This is a genomic window from Streptococcus parasanguinis, assembly GCF_001073155.1.
In the GTDB taxonomy this organism is placed as follows: Bacteria; Bacillota; Bacilli; order Lactobacillales; family Streptococcaceae; genus Streptococcus; species Streptococcus parasanguinis_D.
This window is the reverse complement of the sequence record NZ_JVEE01000044.1, coordinates 61,153-77,713: the sequence shown is the minus strand read 5'-3', so window position 1 is coordinate 77,713 and position 16,561 is coordinate 61,153. Positions and strand designations below refer to the sequence as shown.

Here is a 16,561-nt window from a genome sequence, read left to right as displayed (position 1 = left end):
ACAATAAGCCTTGAAAACGAATGAAAGTATATGGAAACAAGTATGAAAAAAAGACCAGTGATTGGAATTACAGGAAATGAAAGACCCTTCCCAGATGATCCAGACGCGAACATGAGTTATGCGGCGACTGGTTTTGTCGAAGCGGTCAAAGAGGCGGGAGGAATTCCCTTGATCTTGCCAATTGGAGATGCGGACATGGCCAAACACTATATGTCGATGATTGATAAGCTCATCATTACTGGTGGTCAAAATGTCTTGCCCAAGTTTTATGGAGAAGAAATCACCATTGATAGCGACGACTACCTCTTAAAACGTGATCTTTTTGAGTTGGCCTTGATTGAGGAAGCGCGAGCGGCTAAAAAAGCTATCTTTACAGTCTGTCGTGGGACCCAACTCTACAATGTTGCATTGGGTGGAACTTTGCATCAAGATATTGAGGATCATTGGCAGGACAATCCAGGTCAGTACACCAGCCAAGAGCTGGTGACTAAGGATCAGACGGTTTTACAAGAGATCTATGGTAAGACCAGTCGCATCAATTCCTTTCACCATCAAAGTATCAAAGACTTGGCAGATGGCTTAGAAGTAATTGCGCGGGATCCCAAAGACGACGTCATAGAGGCGGTTCAATCCACAGATGAGAGTCGTTTTCTCGGCGTTCAGTGGCATCCGGAACTGCGTTTTGACAAGAGTCCTGCAGACCACAAACTCTTTGAATATGTTGTGAATGACTTATAATGAGGACCAGCTCTCTTAGGAATTTTTCTAAGGGAGCTTTTTCTTTAATCTGCGTAAGAAAGACTGTAAATTGTGCCTAGGTTTTGGGGGAGGATTCGCTACAATAGAGCTAGTAGAATGAGGAGGATTAGAACATGTTTCAATTTCCAAAGGATTTTTTATGGGGGAGTTCGACCTCGGGTCCACAGACAGAAGGGCGTATAGATCAGGATGGAAAAGGTGACAATCTCTGGGATTACTGGTATAGGATCGAACCCAATCGCTTTTATCAAGGGCAGGGACCAGAGAAAACATCCACTTTTTATGAACACTGGGAAGAGGACCTGGATCTCTTGTTAGAAACCGGTCACACAGCTTTTCGGACGTCTATTCAGTGGTCCCGCATTTTCCCAGAAGGCCGAGGGGAGATCAATCAAGCGGGTGTCGATTTCTACCGTCGTGTCTTTGAAAAGATTAAGGAAAAAGGGATTCACCTCTTGGTCAACCTCTATCATTTTGATTTGCCGATGGCTCTCCAAAAGCAGGGCGATGGTTGGGAAAACAAGGAAACCGCCTATGCTTATCAAGAATATGCGCGTTTTTGTTTCAAGACCTATGGGGATCTGGTCGACCAGTGGATCACTTTTAATGAACCCATTGTCCCTGTGGAGTTTGGTTATTTTTATGATGCCCATTTTCCTCATAAGGTAGATGCAGCTGCAGCTGTAAAAGTAGCCTACCACACCCAGTTAGCAAGCTCTCTAGCGGTCAAGACCTGTCACGAGGTGGATCCCAATTCCCGGATCGGGATTGTGCTCAATCTGACACCAGCCTACCCTCGGAGCCAGCATCCAGAAGATGTTAAAGCCGCTCGTATCGCCGAGCTCTTCCAAGCCAAATCTTTTTTAGATCCTTCCGTTCTTGGCCATTATCCTCAAGAATTAGTGGAGATCTTGCGGGAGCGTGATCTCTTGCCAGATTATGATCCATTTGAGTTGCGCTTGATGGAGGAAAATACCGTCGACTATCTAGGTGTTAACTATTACCAACCACTCCGTGTGGCAGCTCCTCGTTATACTCCGAATCCAGCTTCTCCCCTACTCTTTGAGCAATTTTATGAACCCTATGTCATGCCAGGCCGCAAGATTAATCCCCACCGTGGTTGGGAAATCTATGAGCAAGGCCTGTATGACATTGCCCAAAATATCAAGGAAAACTATGGCAATATCGAGTGGATCCTGACAGAAAACGGGATGGGGGTCGAAGGCGAGGAAAAATTCCGCAAGGATGGAGTGATCCAAGACGACTACCGGATTGACTTTGTCAAAGACCATCTTCGTGAGCTCCACCGGGCTATTCAAGATGGTGCCAATTGTAAAGGCTATTTGATCTGGACCTTTATTGATTGCTGGTCTTGGCTCAATGGCTACAAGAACCGCTATGGTTTAGTTGAATTGGATCTTGAGAGTCAAAAACGTACCCTCAAAAAATCCGGCCATTGGTTCCGTGAGTTAAGCCAGCAGAATGGATTTGAAGAATAGAAAAACAGAGAGTGGGACAGAAATCGGTCATTCGTTAGAATTCGATTTCGTCGTCCCGCCTCCGCAAAGTTGAGTAGGGCTGTAAAAGCTGATGAAATCAGCGTAGTAGAGCCTACTCAACCACTGCATCTTGCTTGACAATCTAAAAACAATTAAGAGGCTAGGACTTTTGTCTCAGCCTCTTTTCTTAACCCTTTCTTAACTAGACCAATTTTCTTATATTTCCTAGTTGACAAACTGGAAGAAGCATTGTATACTGACTCCGCTGGTTACTTTTTTGGTAAATTAGACTAGACCAATTTCAAAGTAACTGAGAAATCGACCATGGGTCGTTTGACTAAGTAAAGGGGAAAGTATAGCAAGGCTATATCGTAAAGACTATGTGCGGAATCGTTGGTGTTGTAGGAAATACAAATGCAACTGATATTTTGATTCAAGGACTTGAAAAGCTCGAATACCGAGGCTATGACTCTGCGGGTGTTTTTCTGGCTAGTGAAGGCAAGAGCCAATTGGTAAAGGCAGTTGGTCGCATTGCAGAATTGTCAGCTAAGGCAGAAGGTGTCGAAGGAACAGCTGGGATCGGACATACCCGTTGGGCCACTCATGGAAAACCAACTGAAGACAATGCCCACCCACACCGTTCGGAGACAGGTCGTTTTGTTTTGGTACACAATGGCGTCATTGAAAACTACCTTGAAATCAAGGAAGAATACCTAGCTGGTCACCATTTCAAGGGGCAAACCGATACAGAAATTGCAGCCCACTTGATCGGAAAATTCGCTGAAGAAGAGGGCTTGTCTACGCTTGAAGCCTTCAAAAAAGCCCTCCACATCATCCGAGGAGCCTATGCTTTTGCTTTGATGGATGCGGAAGATCCAAGCACCATCTATGTAGCAAAAAATAAATCACCACTCTTGATTGGTCTTGGGGATGGTTACAATATGGTCTGCTCAGATGCCATGGCCATGATTCGTGAGACCAACCAATATATGGAAATCCATGACAAAGAGTTGGTCATCGTCAAAGCAGACAGCGTTGAAGTCCAAGACTACGATGGAAATCGTCGTGAGCGCGCTAGCTACACGGCTGAACTTGACTTATCAGATATCGGTAAGGGGACTTATCCATACTACATGCTCAAGGAAATTGACGAGCAACCAACCGTGATGCGTAAACTCATCCAAGCCTATACAGATGAATCTGGTCAAGTAGTGGTAGACCCAGCTATCATCAAGGCTGTTCAAGAGGCAGACCGCATCTATATCCTTGCAGCCGGTACCTCTTACCATGCAGGGTTTGCGTCTAAAAAAATGTTGGAAGAGTTGACGGATACCCCGGTAGAACTCGGTATCTCCTCTGAGTGGGGCTACGGCATGCCACTTCTCAGCAAAAAACCACTCTTCATCTTTATCAGTCAATCTGGTGAAACAGCGGATAGTCGCCAGGTATTGGTCAAAGCAAATGAAATGGGCATTCCAAGCTTGACAGTAACCAATGTTCCAGGATCTACTCTTTCACGTGAAGCAGACATGACTATGTTGCTCCATGCGGGTCCTGAAATTGCGGTCGCTTCCACCAAGGCTTATACGGCTCAAATCGCAGCCCTTGCCTTTCTTGCCAAAGCTGTTGGAGAAGCCAATGGCAATGAAAAGGCCAAAGCCTTTGATTTGGTGCACGAATTGTCTATCGTTGCCCAATCGATCGAATCAACCCTTTCAGAAAAAGAAGTCATCGATGAAAAAGTCCGTGGCTTGTTGGAAACAACCCGCAATGCTTTCTATATCGGACGTGGCCAAGATTACTATGTTGCCATGGAAGCCAGTCTGAAACTAAAAGAAATTTCTTATATCCAATGTGAAGGCTTCGCAGCGGGTGAGTTGAAACACGGTACCATTGCTTTGATCGAAGACGGTACACCAGTTATTGCCCTCTTGTCTGATCCAGTCCTAGCCAGCCACACACGTGGAAATATCCAAGAAGTGGCAGCACGTGGGGCTCATGTCTTAACCATTGCAGAAGAAAATGTCGCTAAAGAGACGGATGATTTAGTCTTGACAGCGGTTCACCCTTACCTCTCTCCAATCTCAATGGTGGTGCCAACCCAATTGATTGCTTACTTTGCAACCCTTCATCGTGGACTCGATGTCGACAAACCACGGAACCTTGCTAAGTCTGTAACGGTTGAATAAACTTGTCTATATAGAAAAAACGAGGCTGGGACAAAAGTCCCAGCCTCTTAATTGTTTTTGGATTGTCTAGCAAGACGCAGTGGTTGAGTGGGCTCTACTACGCTGATTTCATCAGCTTTTATAGCCCTACTCAACTGTGCGGAGGTGGGACGACGAAATCGAATTCCAACGAATTACCGATTTCTGTCCCACTCTCATTTGTTTTATTTATCAAAACCTTGCAAGGCTTTGAGGCGTTCTTCTGTTTGTCCCTTGGCATCTAGTTTTTTACCTTGGTAAACAGCAGATTCCCATGATCCGTACATTGGATTTGGGAAGATGATGAATTTTTCACCAAATTCTTTTTGCAATTCGTCCAATTTCTTGTCGCGATCAGCTTCGGATGTCTTAGAGAAGTCTGCAAAGTCCACTAGGTTGTCCCCAAAGAGCAAGACAAGATTGGTCTTTTCTTGCACAGCTTGGCGACGGCCTTCTTTTGATTTGACACCATCTTCTAAGAACATGAGGTGGTCACGTCCTTGAACCGGAATGCCTTCTTTTTCAAGATTCTTGATGGTATCATCTACTTGAGAGGTTGTACGGTCAGAAATGTAGTAGATTTGAACCCCGTTTTGATCCGCATATTGAAGGAAATCTTTAGCACCTGGCACCGCTTTTGCGGCTGCTTTTTTCACCCAAACATCCCAATCTTTAGGGTTGAAGGCTGTACCATCTTTGACGTTTTGAACTTGGTAAGGGCTGTTGTCTAAAACAGTTTCATCCAAGTCTAATACGATTGAGTATGGCTTATCAGAAGGCGTTTGGAGGATCTCTTTCAAACGGTCAGTAGCGACATTGTAGCCTTGTAAATACAAAGCCTTGGTTTCTGCTGCCTTTTGGTACCAGAGAACAGACATGGTATTTTCTTGTGAGCGCTGCTGATCATAGGTCATCGTCACCTGATTTTTAGTGCTGCTTGCTTTTGTCTCTTGCGTTTTAGTGGTGTTGCTTCCACAACTCGTCAGTAAAATGACAGAAGCAAGAGCAGAAACGATGGTAAAGGTGGTTTTTGTTGTTTTCATAAACCGTACACTCCTTAAAATTATTCTATAAAAATTATACTCCTTTCAATCTTGCCTGACAAGAAAGAGAAGAAGGTATCTAGGAATCGGTGAAAAGAACAAAGGAGGAAAAATGCTGTTATGAAAGGTTTCTTTGCTTTAACATACGCCATTTTTTCCTTTAAAAGAAGAGGTATAGTTTTTTGCTATAACCGGATCAAGAAAAGATCAAAGCGGTCCTTTTCTTCTAAAATGAAAGAATAAAGAAAGATACCCGCAAGTCCCTATTTTCAAGGACTTGCGTTTTTTTGATACCTTTCTTAATAAAGAAATTTTAAGGCCTTGATAGGGAAAATATATTAGTCAGCTACTTTTCGAGGTGATATCATGGTTACAAATTCCAGAAGGAAAGCAGTTAGCCTTTCTATTGGAGAAATATTGAGGAGGATGCACAGTATGAGTAAAAAAGAATTGGTTCTTCGTGCCATTCGAGGCGAAACAGTAGAACGAATCCCTGTAGGATTTTGGCTCCATTATGTGACCCAAGAAGAAAAAGAATTGGGTCTAGACAATCCGGCTGTAGTAGCAAAAAGTATTAAGGGCCACCAACACTATGTAGAAGAAATTTCACCTGATTTTGTCAAGATCATGAGCGATGGCTTCTTCCGCTATCCGAGTGCACTTTATTCGAGAGAGATCCAATCAATCCAAGAATTGAAGGATATTCAACCGATTGGGGAGCATCATCCTTGGATTGAAAAACAAATTGAAGTGGTCAAGGAGATTCGTTCCCATTTCCATGAAGAGATTGCTTCTTTCTACAATATCTTCTCGACCATTTCTTATTTGAAACGCTGGTTCCGTACGGATCAATCCCGTGGAGACCAAGTGATTGCAGACTTTATTAAGGAAGATCCAGAAACTTTAGCTCATGTCCTTGACGTGATTGCAGGAGATATCGCTACTTTAAGTCGCCGCTTGATCCAAGAAGCAGGTGTTGAAGGGATTTACTTTTCAACCCAGCAAGTCCAAGATGAGCGTGTGACAGAGGAAGAATACCGTAAGATCATTGAACCGAGCAATATCGCTGTCCTAGCAGCAGCCAATGAAGCTGGAGGCATCAATATCCTTCATATCTGTGGTTTTGAAGGGGCCAGCAATGAAGTGGAACTCTTCAAGGATTATCCAGCTCAAGTCATTAACTGGGCGACCCATCATGAAGGCCTTAGCCTAGCAGCAGGTCGTAAACTTTTCGGCGATCGTGCCGTCTTGGGTGGCTTTGTCAATGGCAAGAAAGGTTTGCTCTATCAAGGGGAACGAGCAGCTATTGAGCAAGAAACTCGTCGCTTGGTGGCAGAAGCCGGAAGTCGTGGTTTGATCCTTGGAGCAGACTGTACCGTGCCAGATGATTTCCAATTGGAACGCTTAGATTGGGTACGTCAAGCAGCTGTATTGTAAGAAGAAAGGAGAGGGAGATGAAAAAGATCAATGTATGGTGTATCCTGGTAACCGTTTTGTTTTTGCTTCTAGGGCTTAGTAAAGCTGCTCTAGCAAGTAGTCAGGGGAAAGCAAAAAAAGATCCAGATATGGCAAGACTGGAGAAAATTCCAGCCCATAGTCTCTCCCTCCTTCGACCGTCTGATCTAGCAGGAATTCTTCTTCTCGAAGATCAGTGATAAAAAAAGATGAAGAGCTTGATAAAAAATATATATTAGTCAAAGCATCATTGAAGTGATAAGATAACAAACAAGAAAAGATAGAACGAGGTAAGAACATGTCATCAAAAAGAGAATTAGTGTTAAAAGCTTTCAAAGGAGAAGCAGTTGACCGTGTGCCAGTTGGATTTTGGCATCATTTTACAACAGAAGAAGAATGGTTGAAAGGATTTTCTAATCCGGAAATTATTGAAAAAAACCTCAATGGCCATAAAAACTTCCTTCACAAGGTCAAACCAGACTTTGTCAAACTCATGAGTGATGGTTACTTTACTTATCCAAACCCAGCCATTCACAAAGGCCTTGAAAATATCTCTGACTTAGCAGGGATTGAACCACTCGGAACAGATCATCCATGGATCACAGAGCAGGTAGAGCTCGTTAAAAAAATCCGTGCCGGTTTTGAAGAAGACATTGTGGCTATCTACAATATCTTTGCTCCGGTGACCTACTTTAAATGGTTAGTCGGAGAAGTTTCAGGAGGAGATGACTTGATCGCAAACTTTATCGATCAAGATGCAGCAACTCTTAAAAAAGTATTGGATACGATTGGCCAAGATATTGCAAGTTTGAGCCAACGAATCATCAAAGAAGCAGGAGCAGACGGGATCTACCTCAGTGTTCAAAGTATCCAAGATGCGCGGGTTACACAAGAAGTTTATAAAAACATTATTGCACCGAGTGAACTCCATGTCTTAGAGGCAGCTAATGAAGCCGGTGGCGTAAATATTCTTCATATCTGTGGTTACGAAGGAGCTCGCAATGATATCCACCTCTTTACAGACTACCCAGCCCAAGTCATTAACTGGGCAGTCGGACCAGAAGGCATCAGCCTAGCAGAAGGACGCGAAATCTTCGGTGGACGCACGGTTCTTGGTGGTTTTGAAAATGGAAAAAATGGTCTTCTTTACACAGGAGATAAGGCTGCGATTCAAGCAGAAACCAAACGCATCATCGCAGAAACAGGAACCACAGGCTTGGTCATTGGTGCCGATTGTACCATCCCAAGTGACATTGATGAAGAACGAATCGAATGGGTTCGTGAAGCTGCAGCAGAATAAGGAAAATAGAAAGAGGGAGAACAGAGTATGAGTAAAAAAACATGGATTATCGGTGGGGTGGCCGTTCTTGCCATTGCAGGTGCAACCATTCTTGGACGGAGCTTGAACCATGCAAACGACAGTAAAGGTTCAACAGGATCGAACAAGGTAACAACCTTGAAAGTAGCCCACACTCAAAACTATGTACCGTATGATTTCGTTGATGAAAAAGGAGAATCAGATGGCTATGAAGTAGCCGTTCTCAAAGCCATTGACGAAAAACTACCAGACTACAAGTTTGAGTACACTGGAACAAGTGATGACGATCTCTTAATCGGTCTAGAATCTGGTAAATACGATATCGGAACCAAAGGAGCTTGGTATACCGAAGAACGTGCTAAGAAATTTATCATTCCAAAAGAACCAATCGGTGCAAGTATCATCGGATTTACCGTCCGGAAAGAAGATGCGAATAAATACAAGAACATCGATGACTTCGCTAAAGAAAAAGGAAAATTGGTTCCAATTTCACCACAAAATGCACAATGGAATGTTATTAAAGAATACAATGAAAAGCATAAGGACCAACAAATCGAATTAACAGCTGCGGAATCTTTCAAAGTCGCAGATGCTTATGCTTGGGTTCTTGAAGGACGTTACGATGCCTTCTTTGACATCAAACTTTCCTTTGAAAAAGCTGTCACAGATAAAGATGGTTCTTACCACCAATATGCGGACAAACTGAGCTGGTTTGCCTACAAAGGAATTCCAACTTACCCATTGATCCATAAGGATAAGAAAAACGAAAAATTTGCGGAAGAATACAGCAAGGCCATCAAAGAATTAGAAAAAGATGGCACACTTGCTAAATTGTCGAAAAAATATTTCGGTGAAGATGTCTTCAGTTATGTAGATAAAGAGAAATAAGATGGAACTGGGTGCGCATAGCCCCAGCTTCCTTATTTCTATACGGATACAGAAAGGAAAAGAAACATGGTCTCATACGACATTTCCAAGGTCTGGTCATTTCTTCCAACCTTGGTCCAAGCCCTGCCAGCGACCCTAGCTTTGATGGTTTTAACGACGGTTCTCGGTTCTGCATTTGGCTTGGTTTTGACCTGGGCACAAGTATCAGAAGATAAGGTAGGAGCAGGTCTGGCAAAGGGTTATGTCTTTACCTTGCGTTGTACCCCTCCGATTGTCTTGCTCTTTTTGGTCTTTTATGGACTTCCCCAATTTTTGAACTGGTGGTTAGGCATTGACATTGACCACTGGTCCAAGTTTGTCTTTGTCCTTGTTGCCATGTTTCTTCTCTTTGCCGCGATGATCTCTGAGGTCTTCAAGGCAGCCTATTTGGCCATTCCAAAAGGCCAGATGGAAGCGGGCTTGAGTATCGGCTTGACACCAGCTCAAACTATTTGGCGGATTGTCCTTCCCCAAGCCTTTCGCGTGGCTCTTCCAAATATGACGACTGCCATCTTGAACCTCATGCGCGATGCCGCTTTGGCTTATACCATTGGCTTTATCGATATCATGGGAGCAGGCAACAACTTGATCAGCCGCAATCTTGGGAATTATTCCCTCGAAACGTATACAGCTGTAGCAGTGATCTACTGGGGAATTGCCCTTGTGATCTCCTTCTCCGCTCAACTCCTTGAGAAACGACTCAGTGTAATAGAAAGGTAGCTTATGGATTTCAATTTTATTAGTAAAGCATTTCTAGCCACCTTGGGTGGTGTTCCAGTGACCCTTCTGATCATGGTCGTATCGATTCTCTTGAGTTTTCTTCCAGCCCTCTTTTTGGCACTCGGTCAGATTTATAAGGTCAAAGGTGTTCGCAGTTTCTCAGTGATTTACTTAGCTTTTATCCGCGCGACACCTCCGATTCTCTTGATTCTCTTCTTTTATAGTCTCTTTCCCAGTCTCTTAAATAGCTTTTTTAAGAGTATTGGCAGTCACTTTAATGTCTTTGAGATCAATCCCATTTACTATGCCTTTATCATCTTTAGCTTGATGACAACAGGGAGTCTTGCTGAAATTCTACGATCAGCCATTCTGACCGTAGATAAGGGCCAGCTAGAAGCAGCGCAAGCTATTGGTTTGACCAATCGCCAAGCCTACATCCGCATTGTTTTTCCACAAGCCTTGCGTTCAGCCCTTCCCAATCTGTGTAACCTGGTCATCAACTTGGTCAAAGGAACCTCCCTTGTCTTTGTAATGACGATCAAGGATATCACCGCCATTGCCAAGGTCGAAGCCTCTTATGGCTATCAATATTTTGAATCCTATCTAGTGATTTTTATTCTTTATATTGTCATTTGTGGGGTGATTCAGTGGGGATTCAATCTCTTAGAAAAACGCCTGACACTCGTATAGAAGAAGGAGAAATAAGAAGATGTTAGAAGTAGAACACGTATCGAAAAAATTTAAGGACCACCAAGTCCTGGTAGATGTTAATCTTAAGGTCAACCAAGGGGATGTCGTCGTTATTTTGGGCTCATCTGGATCAGGAAAAACAACCTTCCTTCGCTGCCTCAATCACTTGGAAAAGGCAGATACAGGGCACCTCACCCTAGGTGGAAAAGAGTATGACCTCTCAAAACTCAGCAAAAAAGAGATTTTAGAAATCCGCCAAAAGACAGCCTTTGTCTTCCAGCATTATAATCTCTTCGCTAACAAAACAGCGCTTGAAAATATCTTAGAAGGCCTGGTTGTAGCCCGTAAGATTCCAAAAGAAGAAGCTATCCAACGGGCAGAATCAGCCCTTGAAAAAGTTGGTCTCCTCACTTACAAGGATTACTATCCTTCTCAATTGTCAGGTGGCCAGCAGCAACGGATCGGAATCGCGCGTGCCATCGCAGTGAAACCAGACGTGATCTTGCTAGACGAGCCGACTTCAGCGCTAGATCCAGAGTTGGTTGGTGACGTCTTAGATGTCATGAAGCAATTGGCCCAAGAAGGAGTGACCATGGTTGTCGTAACCCATGAGATGGGCTTTGCGCGTGATGTGGCCAACCACGTTATCTTTATGGATGGCGGACACATCATTGAAGAAAATGAACCGCATGAATTCTTCAATAGTCCAAAGGAAGAGCGAACCAAACAATTCCTCTCACGGATTTTATCTGATGCTACTTATAGCGTCGAATATATGATTTAACAAGAGACACACCTAGTAAGGGTGTGTTTTTTGGATTCTGGAAAAATTTTTTAAAAAAATGTAAAAAATTATGTAAAAAGTGTTGACAAAGGAATCAGTCTGCGTTATAATAATTTATGTAAACAAAAAGAGGTTGGGAAAACCTACTGGTTTACAAGATCAATAGTGGAAAGGAGATGGTGATATGCTATTTCCAGAATTAATACAACTAATTGATAAAAGGAAAAATAGATACTGTTAGCCTGTAGGGCTATTATTAAATAAATAAATTAAAATTATGTAAACAATCAAACAGCAGCCAATTGGTCTGCTAATTTTCAAGAATGAATTAAAATTATGTAAATTAGAGGTATACAATATGAACAACAACTTTAACAATATGGATGATCTTTTCAATCAACTAATGGGAAACATGGGTGGTTTTCGTTCTGAAAGCCGTCGCTACATGATCAACGGTCGTGAAGTGACACCTGAAGAATTCGCTATTTACCGCCAAACTGGTCAACTTCCAAATGAAGGAAGCGAGCAAGTGCAACACCATCAAGGTAAAGGAATGAAACAAGATGGGATCCTTGCAAAACTTGGTCGCAACTTAACCGAAGAAGCTCGTGAAGGAAAATTGGATCCGGTCATCGGACGTAATAAAGAAATTCAAGAAACTGCTGAAATCTTGTCTCGTCGTACCAAGAACAACCCTGTCCTTGTAGGGGATGCCGGTGTTGGTAAAACAGCAGTTGTAGAAGGTTTGGCACAAGCTATTGTGAACGGGGATGTTCCAGCTGCTATCAAGAACAAAGAAATCATCTCGATTGATATTTCTGGTCTAGAAGCTGGTACGCAATACCGTGGTAGCTTTGAAGAAAATATTCAAAATCTGATCCAAGAAGTCAAGGCTATGGGAAATGTTATTCTCTTCTTTGATGAAATCCATCAAATCCTTGGTGCAGGTAGCACAGGTGATGGTCAAGGCTCTAAAGGTCTTGCGGATATCATCAAACCTGCTCTTTCACGTGGGGAATTGACAGTTATTGGGGCAACTACTCAAGATGAATACCGTAACACCATCTTGAAGAATGCGGCTCTTGCTCGTCGTTTCAACGAAGTGAAGGTCAATGCTCCATCAGCTGAAGATACTTTCAAGATTCTCCAAGGGATCCGTGATCTTTATGAAAAACACCACAATGTCATCTTGCCAGATGAAGTTTTGAAAGCAGCGGTTGATTATTCGATCCAATACATTCCACAACGTAGTTTGCCTGATAAGGCCATTGACTTGGTCGATGTGACAGCTGCTCACTTGGCAGCCCAACATCCTGTAACAGATGTCCACGCTGTGGAACATGAAATTGAAGAAGAAAAAACCAAACAAGAAGAAGCTGCGGCTAAAGAAGATTACGAAGCAGCTTTGAAAGCAAAAGTTCGCATCGAAGAACTTGAAAAGAAAATTGAAAACCATACGGAAGACCATAAAGTAACAGCAACAATCAACGATGTGGCTGAATCTGTAGAACGGATGACGGGTATTCCAGTATCACAAATGGGTGCAACTGATATCGAACGTTTGAAAGATATGGGTCACCGTTTGCAAACTAAGGTTATCGGTCAAGATAAAGCCGTTGAAGCAGTGGCACGTGCTATCCGTCGGAACCGTGCAGGATTTGACGAAGGGAACCGTCCAATCGGTAGCTTCCTCTTTGTAGGTCCTACTGGTGTCGGTAAGACTGAGTTGGCTAAACAATTGGCTCTTGATATGTTCGGTACCAAAGATGCCATTATCCGTTTGGACATGTCAGAATACAGCGACCGCACAGCCGTTTCTAAATTGATTGGTACAACAGCTGGTTATGTTGGTTATGATGACAATAGCAATACTTTGACAGAACGTGTTCGCCGTAACCCATACTCTATCGTCCTTCTTGACGAAATTGAAAAGGCGGATCCTCAAGTGATCACCCTTCTCCTTCAAGTCTTGGATGATGGTCGTTTGACAGATGGTCAAGGGAACACGGTCAACTTCAAGAACACTGTGATTATCGCAACTTCAAACGCAGGCTTTGGTTACGAAGCTAACTTGACAGAAGATGCGGATAAACCAGAACTCATGGATCGTTTGAAACCTTACTTCCGTCCAGAATTCTTGAACCGTTTCAACGCTGTGATTGAATTCTCACACTTGAGTAAGGAAGATCTTTCTAAGATTGTTGATTTGATGTTGGTAGATGTCAATAAGACCCTTTCTAAGAAAGAAATCGACTTAGCAGTGAGCGATGCAGCTAAAGAATACATGACTGAAGAAGGTTATGATGAAGTGATGGGTGTTCGTCCACTCCGTCGGGTAGTTGAACAACAAATCCGTGACAAAGTCACAGACTTCCACTTGGATAACTTGGATGCCAAACATCTCGAAGCTGACATGGAAGATGGTGTCCTTGTGATTAGAGAAAAAGACACAAAGAAGGAAGAAAACACTGATAAACAAGCAGACTAAGGCGAATTAGTTTGTGAAAAATAGAGGCTGCTATAATATAGCAGTCTTTATTTTTTCTTCCCACCTGGGGGAAATTATTCGCCGTATAAGGCCAAAATCCTCCTATTTGGGGTAAAAAAACATCAATAATTAGTGAAATTAATCCAATTTGAGCAAAATTATTAATAAATAAAGAAAATAAGTATATAATCTATACAAGAATAAAATTTGAGGAATGGAAGTAAGATGAGCAATACAATTGATATCTACTCAACTCCCGAATACAGAAAAGTGGAAGCCGTTGTTCAACTGATGGTTGACGGTCGCTTGACGAGCTATCGTGTCGCAACTGAAACAAACATCAGCAAAATGAGCCTAGCGACTTTGACGAAGGGAACGAGTAAAATCAAAAATATTACCTATCAAACGGCTTTGGCCTTGATTGATTGGTATGATGAGAATCATGAAAAGTATGGCATTACGATTGACTAGTCAGTAGCCCACTTTTCGTGGTTTTTTTCTTTTTCATCAAAACTTGCCTCCTCTCTGAGACTGGAGTCTGATTTTACTTGAAGAGGATGGGAAAACTTGAAAAGACGGGCGAAATTTGATATAGTATAGCATATATGAAAATTAAAGGAGAAACATATGCAAGGCGGAAGTTTGCTAATTATGCTCGTTCTTATGGTCGGTTTGATGTACTTCATGAGCCGTAGCCAAAAGAAACAGTACCAAAAACGGATGGAAAGTTTGAATAAACTTCAAAAAGGAAATGAAGTCATCACGATTGGTGGCTTGTACGGAACCATCGATGAAGTCGATACAGATCGCAAGACCGTTGTCTTGGATGTTGATGGTGTCTACCTGACCTTTGAATTGGGAGCGATCAAAACAGTTCTTCCTGTATCAGAAGGAATCTCAGCTACTGCTACAGAAGGTGCTAGTTCAGATGCCGATTCAGCCATCGAAGAATAATCATCAAAGAAGAGGCAAGGGCCTCTTTTTTGGTGGGCAAATAGGACGATGTGATGAAGGAAAGCCTTGCTGGTTCAAAAAAGAGGCCAGAGTCCCTATTTTATGGGGATTTATGGTATAATGAAGCGATAAATATTGAAATAGGTAGAAAAACATGTTTCGTTTTAAGAAAAAAGAAAAAATCGAGATACCTTTAGAAGTCCCGAAACACATTGGGATCATTATGGATGGCAATGGTCGCTGGGCGAAAAAGCGGATGCAACCGCGTGTCTTTGGTCATAAGGCGGGGATGGAAGCTCTCCAAGAAGTGACGATTGCAGCAAAAAATATGGGGGTTCAGGTCTTGACTGTCTATGCCTTTTCTACGGAAAACTGGACACGCCCTGAAGATGAAGTCAAGTTCATCATGCACTTGCCGGTCGAGTTTTATGATCGTTTCGTCCCCGAATTGCATCGCAACAATGTCAAGATTCAAATGATTGGTGACACTAAGAAATTACCAAAAGAAACGCTGGAGGCTTTGGAAAGAGCAGAAGCGATGACCCACCTCAATACGGGTTTGATCTTGAATTTTGCGCTTAACTATGGTGGACGTGCAGAGATCACCCAGGCTGTGAAGCAGATCGCCCAAGAGGTCTTGGATGCGAAGTTCAGTCCAGAAGATATCACAGAAGAGATGATCGCAGATTCTCTCTATACTGAGAGTTTGCCACGTGTCCTAAGGGATCCGGATTTGATTATCCGTACCAGCGGAGAGATCCGTTTGAGTAATTTCCTTCCTTGGCAGGCTGCTTATAGCGAGTTGTATTTCACAGATGTGATGTGGCCAGATTTTGGAGATGAAGCACTACGAAGTGCCATAGTAGAATATAGCCATCGCCATCGGAGATTTGGTGGTGTTTAGGAGAAGATGATGACGAAAGATTTACAAAAACGTGTGATTTTTGGAGGAATTGCCCTGCTCTTTTTCATTCCAACAGTAATGGTTGGAGGAGTGTTCTTCCAGATTGTGATTGGCTTGATCGCCATGCTAGGGGTTCATGAATTGCTCAAGATGAAGGGGCTTGAGACAGCGACCTTTGAAGGAGCGCTAGCCATGTTAGCGGCCTTCGTTTTGACCTTGCCGATCGAGGACTACCTCCCTTACCTTCCAGCAGATGGCAATATGATTGCTTATGGTTTGGTTGTCCTGATTCTCATGGGAACAACTGTTCTTGCTCAGAATTACAATTATGAAGACGTGGTCTATCCCATTGCCTCTAGCTTTTATGTTGGACTTGGTTTCCATTCCTTAGTAGATGCGCGAATTGCTGGTATTGATAAGGTCTTATTGGCCCTCTTTATTGTCTGGGCTACAGATTCAGGTGCTTATCTAGTAGGAAGTCGGTTTGGGAAACGCAAGCTCATGCCTGCGGTTTCTCCTAATAAAACGATTGAGGGCAGTCTTGGGGGAATCTTGTCTGCAGTTGCGGTAACTGTGATCTATATGATCGTGGATCGTTCTGTGGCGGGTGGACATGGTTTTCTTGCTATGATCTTCTTTACCATCCTCTTTAGCATTGCAGGTCAGTTTGGCGACCTCGTAGAGAGTGCGATCAAACGCCACTTTGGTGTCAAGGATTCTGGGAAATTTATCCCAGGACATGGTGGTGTTCTAGACCGCTTTGATAGTTTGATTTTTGTCTTTCCCTTGATGCATTTCTTGGGCTTGTTCTAA

At 43.0% G+C, this 16,561-nt stretch carries 16 protein-coding genes; 15 read left to right on the top strand and 1 reads right to left on the bottom strand.

The window, feature by feature from the left end:
- Positions 1–42: 42 nt before the first annotated feature.
- From ADH92_RS08045 to glmS, 3 genes are all read left to right on the top strand, one after another.
- Positions 43–738, top strand: coding sequence for a gamma-glutamyl-gamma-aminobutyrate hydrolase family protein (locus ADH92_RS08045; RefSeq protein WP_049498069.1), 696 nt, complete (start codon positions 43–45; stop codon positions 736–738).
- A gap of 134 nt (positions 739–872) precedes the next feature.
- Positions 873–2,258 carry a glycoside hydrolase family 1 protein gene (locus ADH92_RS08040; RefSeq protein ID WP_049498068.1) on the top strand — a complete coding sequence of 462 codons (1,386 nt, stop codon included), beginning with the start codon at positions 873–875 and terminating at the stop codon, positions 2,256–2,258.
- 380 nt (positions 2,259–2,638) lie between these two features.
- Positions 2,639–4,447, top strand: a complete 1,809-nt coding sequence (gene glmS, locus ADH92_RS08035; RefSeq protein WP_049498067.1) for a glutamine--fructose-6-phosphate transaminase (isomerizing) — start codon at positions 2,639–2,641, stop codon at positions 4,445–4,447.
- Positions 4,448–4,650: 203 nt separating this feature from the next.
- Here glmS and ADH92_RS08030 read toward each other — a convergent pair whose 3' ends face one another.
- The gene (locus ADH92_RS08030; RefSeq protein WP_003004374.1) at positions 4,651–5,508 is read right to left on the bottom strand and encodes a 5'-nucleotidase, lipoprotein e(P4) family; all 858 of its coding nucleotides are present in this window, start codon (positions 5,506–5,508) and stop codon (positions 4,651–4,653) included.
- A gap of 435 nt (positions 5,509–5,943) precedes the next feature.
- Between ADH92_RS08030 and ADH92_RS08025 the strand changes: the two genes are divergently transcribed.
- From ADH92_RS08025 to ADH92_RS07970, 12 genes are all read left to right on the top strand, one after another.
- Entirely contained in the window at positions 5,944–6,945 is a 1,002-nt protein-coding gene (locus ADH92_RS08025) for a uroporphyrinogen decarboxylase family protein (protein ID WP_049498066.1), read from the top strand.
- Positions 6,946–6,962: 17 nt separating this feature from the next.
- Positions 6,963–7,163, top strand: a complete 201-nt coding sequence (locus ADH92_RS08020) for a hypothetical protein (protein ID WP_003009954.1) — start codon at positions 6,963–6,965, stop codon at positions 7,161–7,163.
- Positions 7,164–7,261: 98 nt separating this feature from the next.
- The gene (locus tag ADH92_RS08015; protein WP_049498065.1) at positions 7,262–8,263 is read left to right on the top strand and encodes a uroporphyrinogen decarboxylase family protein; all 1,002 of its coding nucleotides are present in this window, start codon (positions 7,262–7,264) and stop codon (positions 8,261–8,263) included.
- Between the two features lie 27 nt (positions 8,264–8,290).
- Positions 8,291–9,169, top strand: a complete 879-nt coding sequence (locus ADH92_RS08010; protein WP_049498064.1) for a transporter substrate-binding domain-containing protein — start codon at positions 8,291–8,293, stop codon at positions 9,167–9,169.
- Between the two features lie 66 nt (positions 9,170–9,235).
- The gene (locus ADH92_RS08005; RefSeq protein ID WP_049498063.1) at positions 9,236–9,928 is read left to right on the top strand and encodes an amino acid ABC transporter permease; all 693 of its coding nucleotides are present in this window, start codon (positions 9,236–9,238) and stop codon (positions 9,926–9,928) included.
- Between the two features lie 3 nt (positions 9,929–9,931).
- Positions 9,932–10,618, top strand: a complete 687-nt coding sequence (locus ADH92_RS08000; protein ID WP_049498062.1) for an amino acid ABC transporter permease — start codon at positions 9,932–9,934, stop codon at positions 10,616–10,618.
- A gap of 19 nt (positions 10,619–10,637) precedes the next feature.
- On the top strand, positions 10,638–11,402 hold the full coding sequence (locus ADH92_RS07995; protein WP_049498061.1) for an amino acid ABC transporter ATP-binding protein: 765 nt from the start codon (positions 10,638–10,640) through the stop codon (positions 11,400–11,402).
- A 358-nt stretch (positions 11,403–11,760) separates the two neighbouring features.
- Positions 11,761–13,890 carry an AAA family ATPase gene (locus tag ADH92_RS07990; protein ID WP_023919529.1) on the top strand — a complete coding sequence of 710 codons (2,130 nt, stop codon included), beginning with the start codon at positions 11,761–11,763 and terminating at the stop codon, positions 13,888–13,890.
- Between the two features lie 225 nt (positions 13,891–14,115).
- Positions 14,116–14,361, top strand: coding sequence for a hypothetical protein (locus ADH92_RS07985; protein WP_003009969.1), 246 nt, complete (start codon positions 14,116–14,118; stop codon positions 14,359–14,361).
- A gap of 156 nt (positions 14,362–14,517) precedes the next feature.
- Positions 14,518–14,844, top strand: a complete 327-nt coding sequence (gene yajC, locus ADH92_RS07980; RefSeq protein WP_003004444.1) for a preprotein translocase subunit YajC — start codon at positions 14,518–14,520, stop codon at positions 14,842–14,844.
- Positions 14,845–14,998: 154 nt separating this feature from the next.
- Complete coding sequence (locus ADH92_RS07975) at positions 14,999–15,748, top strand: isoprenyl transferase (RefSeq protein ID WP_049498060.1); 750 nt, start codon at positions 14,999–15,001, stop codon at positions 15,746–15,748.
- 9 nt (positions 15,749–15,757) lie between these two features.
- The gene (locus tag ADH92_RS07970; RefSeq protein ID WP_023919527.1) at positions 15,758–16,561 is read left to right on the top strand and encodes a phosphatidate cytidylyltransferase; all 804 of its coding nucleotides are present in this window, start codon (positions 15,758–15,760) and stop codon (positions 16,559–16,561) included.

Coding starts and splice junctions, on each gene's coding strand:
- ADH92_RS08045 (WP_049498069.1), top strand. CDS start 43: ATGAAAAAAAGACCAGTGATTGGAATTACAGGAAATGAAAGACCCTTC.
- ADH92_RS08040 (WP_049498068.1), top strand. CDS start 873: ATGTTTCAATTTCCAAAGGATTTTTTATGGGGGAGTTCGACCTCGGGT.
- glmS (WP_049498067.1), top strand. CDS start 2,639: ATGTGCGGAATCGTTGGTGTTGTAGGAAATACAAATGCAACTGATATT.
- ADH92_RS08030 (WP_003004374.1), bottom strand. CDS start 5,508: ATGAAAACAACAAAAACCACCTTTACCATCGTTTCTGCTCTTGCTTCT.
- ADH92_RS08025 (WP_049498066.1), top strand. CDS start 5,944: ATGAGTAAAAAAGAATTGGTTCTTCGTGCCATTCGAGGCGAAACAGTA.
- ADH92_RS08020 (WP_003009954.1), top strand. CDS start 6,963: ATGAAAAAGATCAATGTATGGTGTATCCTGGTAACCGTTTTGTTTTTG.
- ADH92_RS08015 (WP_049498065.1), top strand. CDS start 7,262: ATGTCATCAAAAAGAGAATTAGTGTTAAAAGCTTTCAAAGGAGAAGCA.
- ADH92_RS08010 (WP_049498064.1), top strand. CDS start 8,291: ATGAGTAAAAAAACATGGATTATCGGTGGGGTGGCCGTTCTTGCCATT.
- ADH92_RS08005 (WP_049498063.1), top strand. CDS start 9,236: ATGGTCTCATACGACATTTCCAAGGTCTGGTCATTTCTTCCAACCTTG.
- ADH92_RS08000 (WP_049498062.1), top strand. CDS start 9,932: ATGGATTTCAATTTTATTAGTAAAGCATTTCTAGCCACCTTGGGTGGT.
- ADH92_RS07995 (WP_049498061.1), top strand. CDS start 10,638: ATGTTAGAAGTAGAACACGTATCGAAAAAATTTAAGGACCACCAAGTC.
- ADH92_RS07990 (WP_023919529.1), top strand. CDS start 11,761: ATGAACAACAACTTTAACAATATGGATGATCTTTTCAATCAACTAATG.
- ADH92_RS07985 (WP_003009969.1), top strand. CDS start 14,116: ATGAGCAATACAATTGATATCTACTCAACTCCCGAATACAGAAAAGTG.
- yajC (WP_003004444.1), top strand. CDS start 14,518: ATGCAAGGCGGAAGTTTGCTAATTATGCTCGTTCTTATGGTCGGTTTG.
- ADH92_RS07975 (WP_049498060.1), top strand. CDS start 14,999: ATGTTTCGTTTTAAGAAAAAAGAAAAAATCGAGATACCTTTAGAAGTC.
- ADH92_RS07970 (WP_023919527.1), top strand. CDS start 15,758: ATGACGAAAGATTTACAAAAACGTGTGATTTTTGGAGGAATTGCCCTG.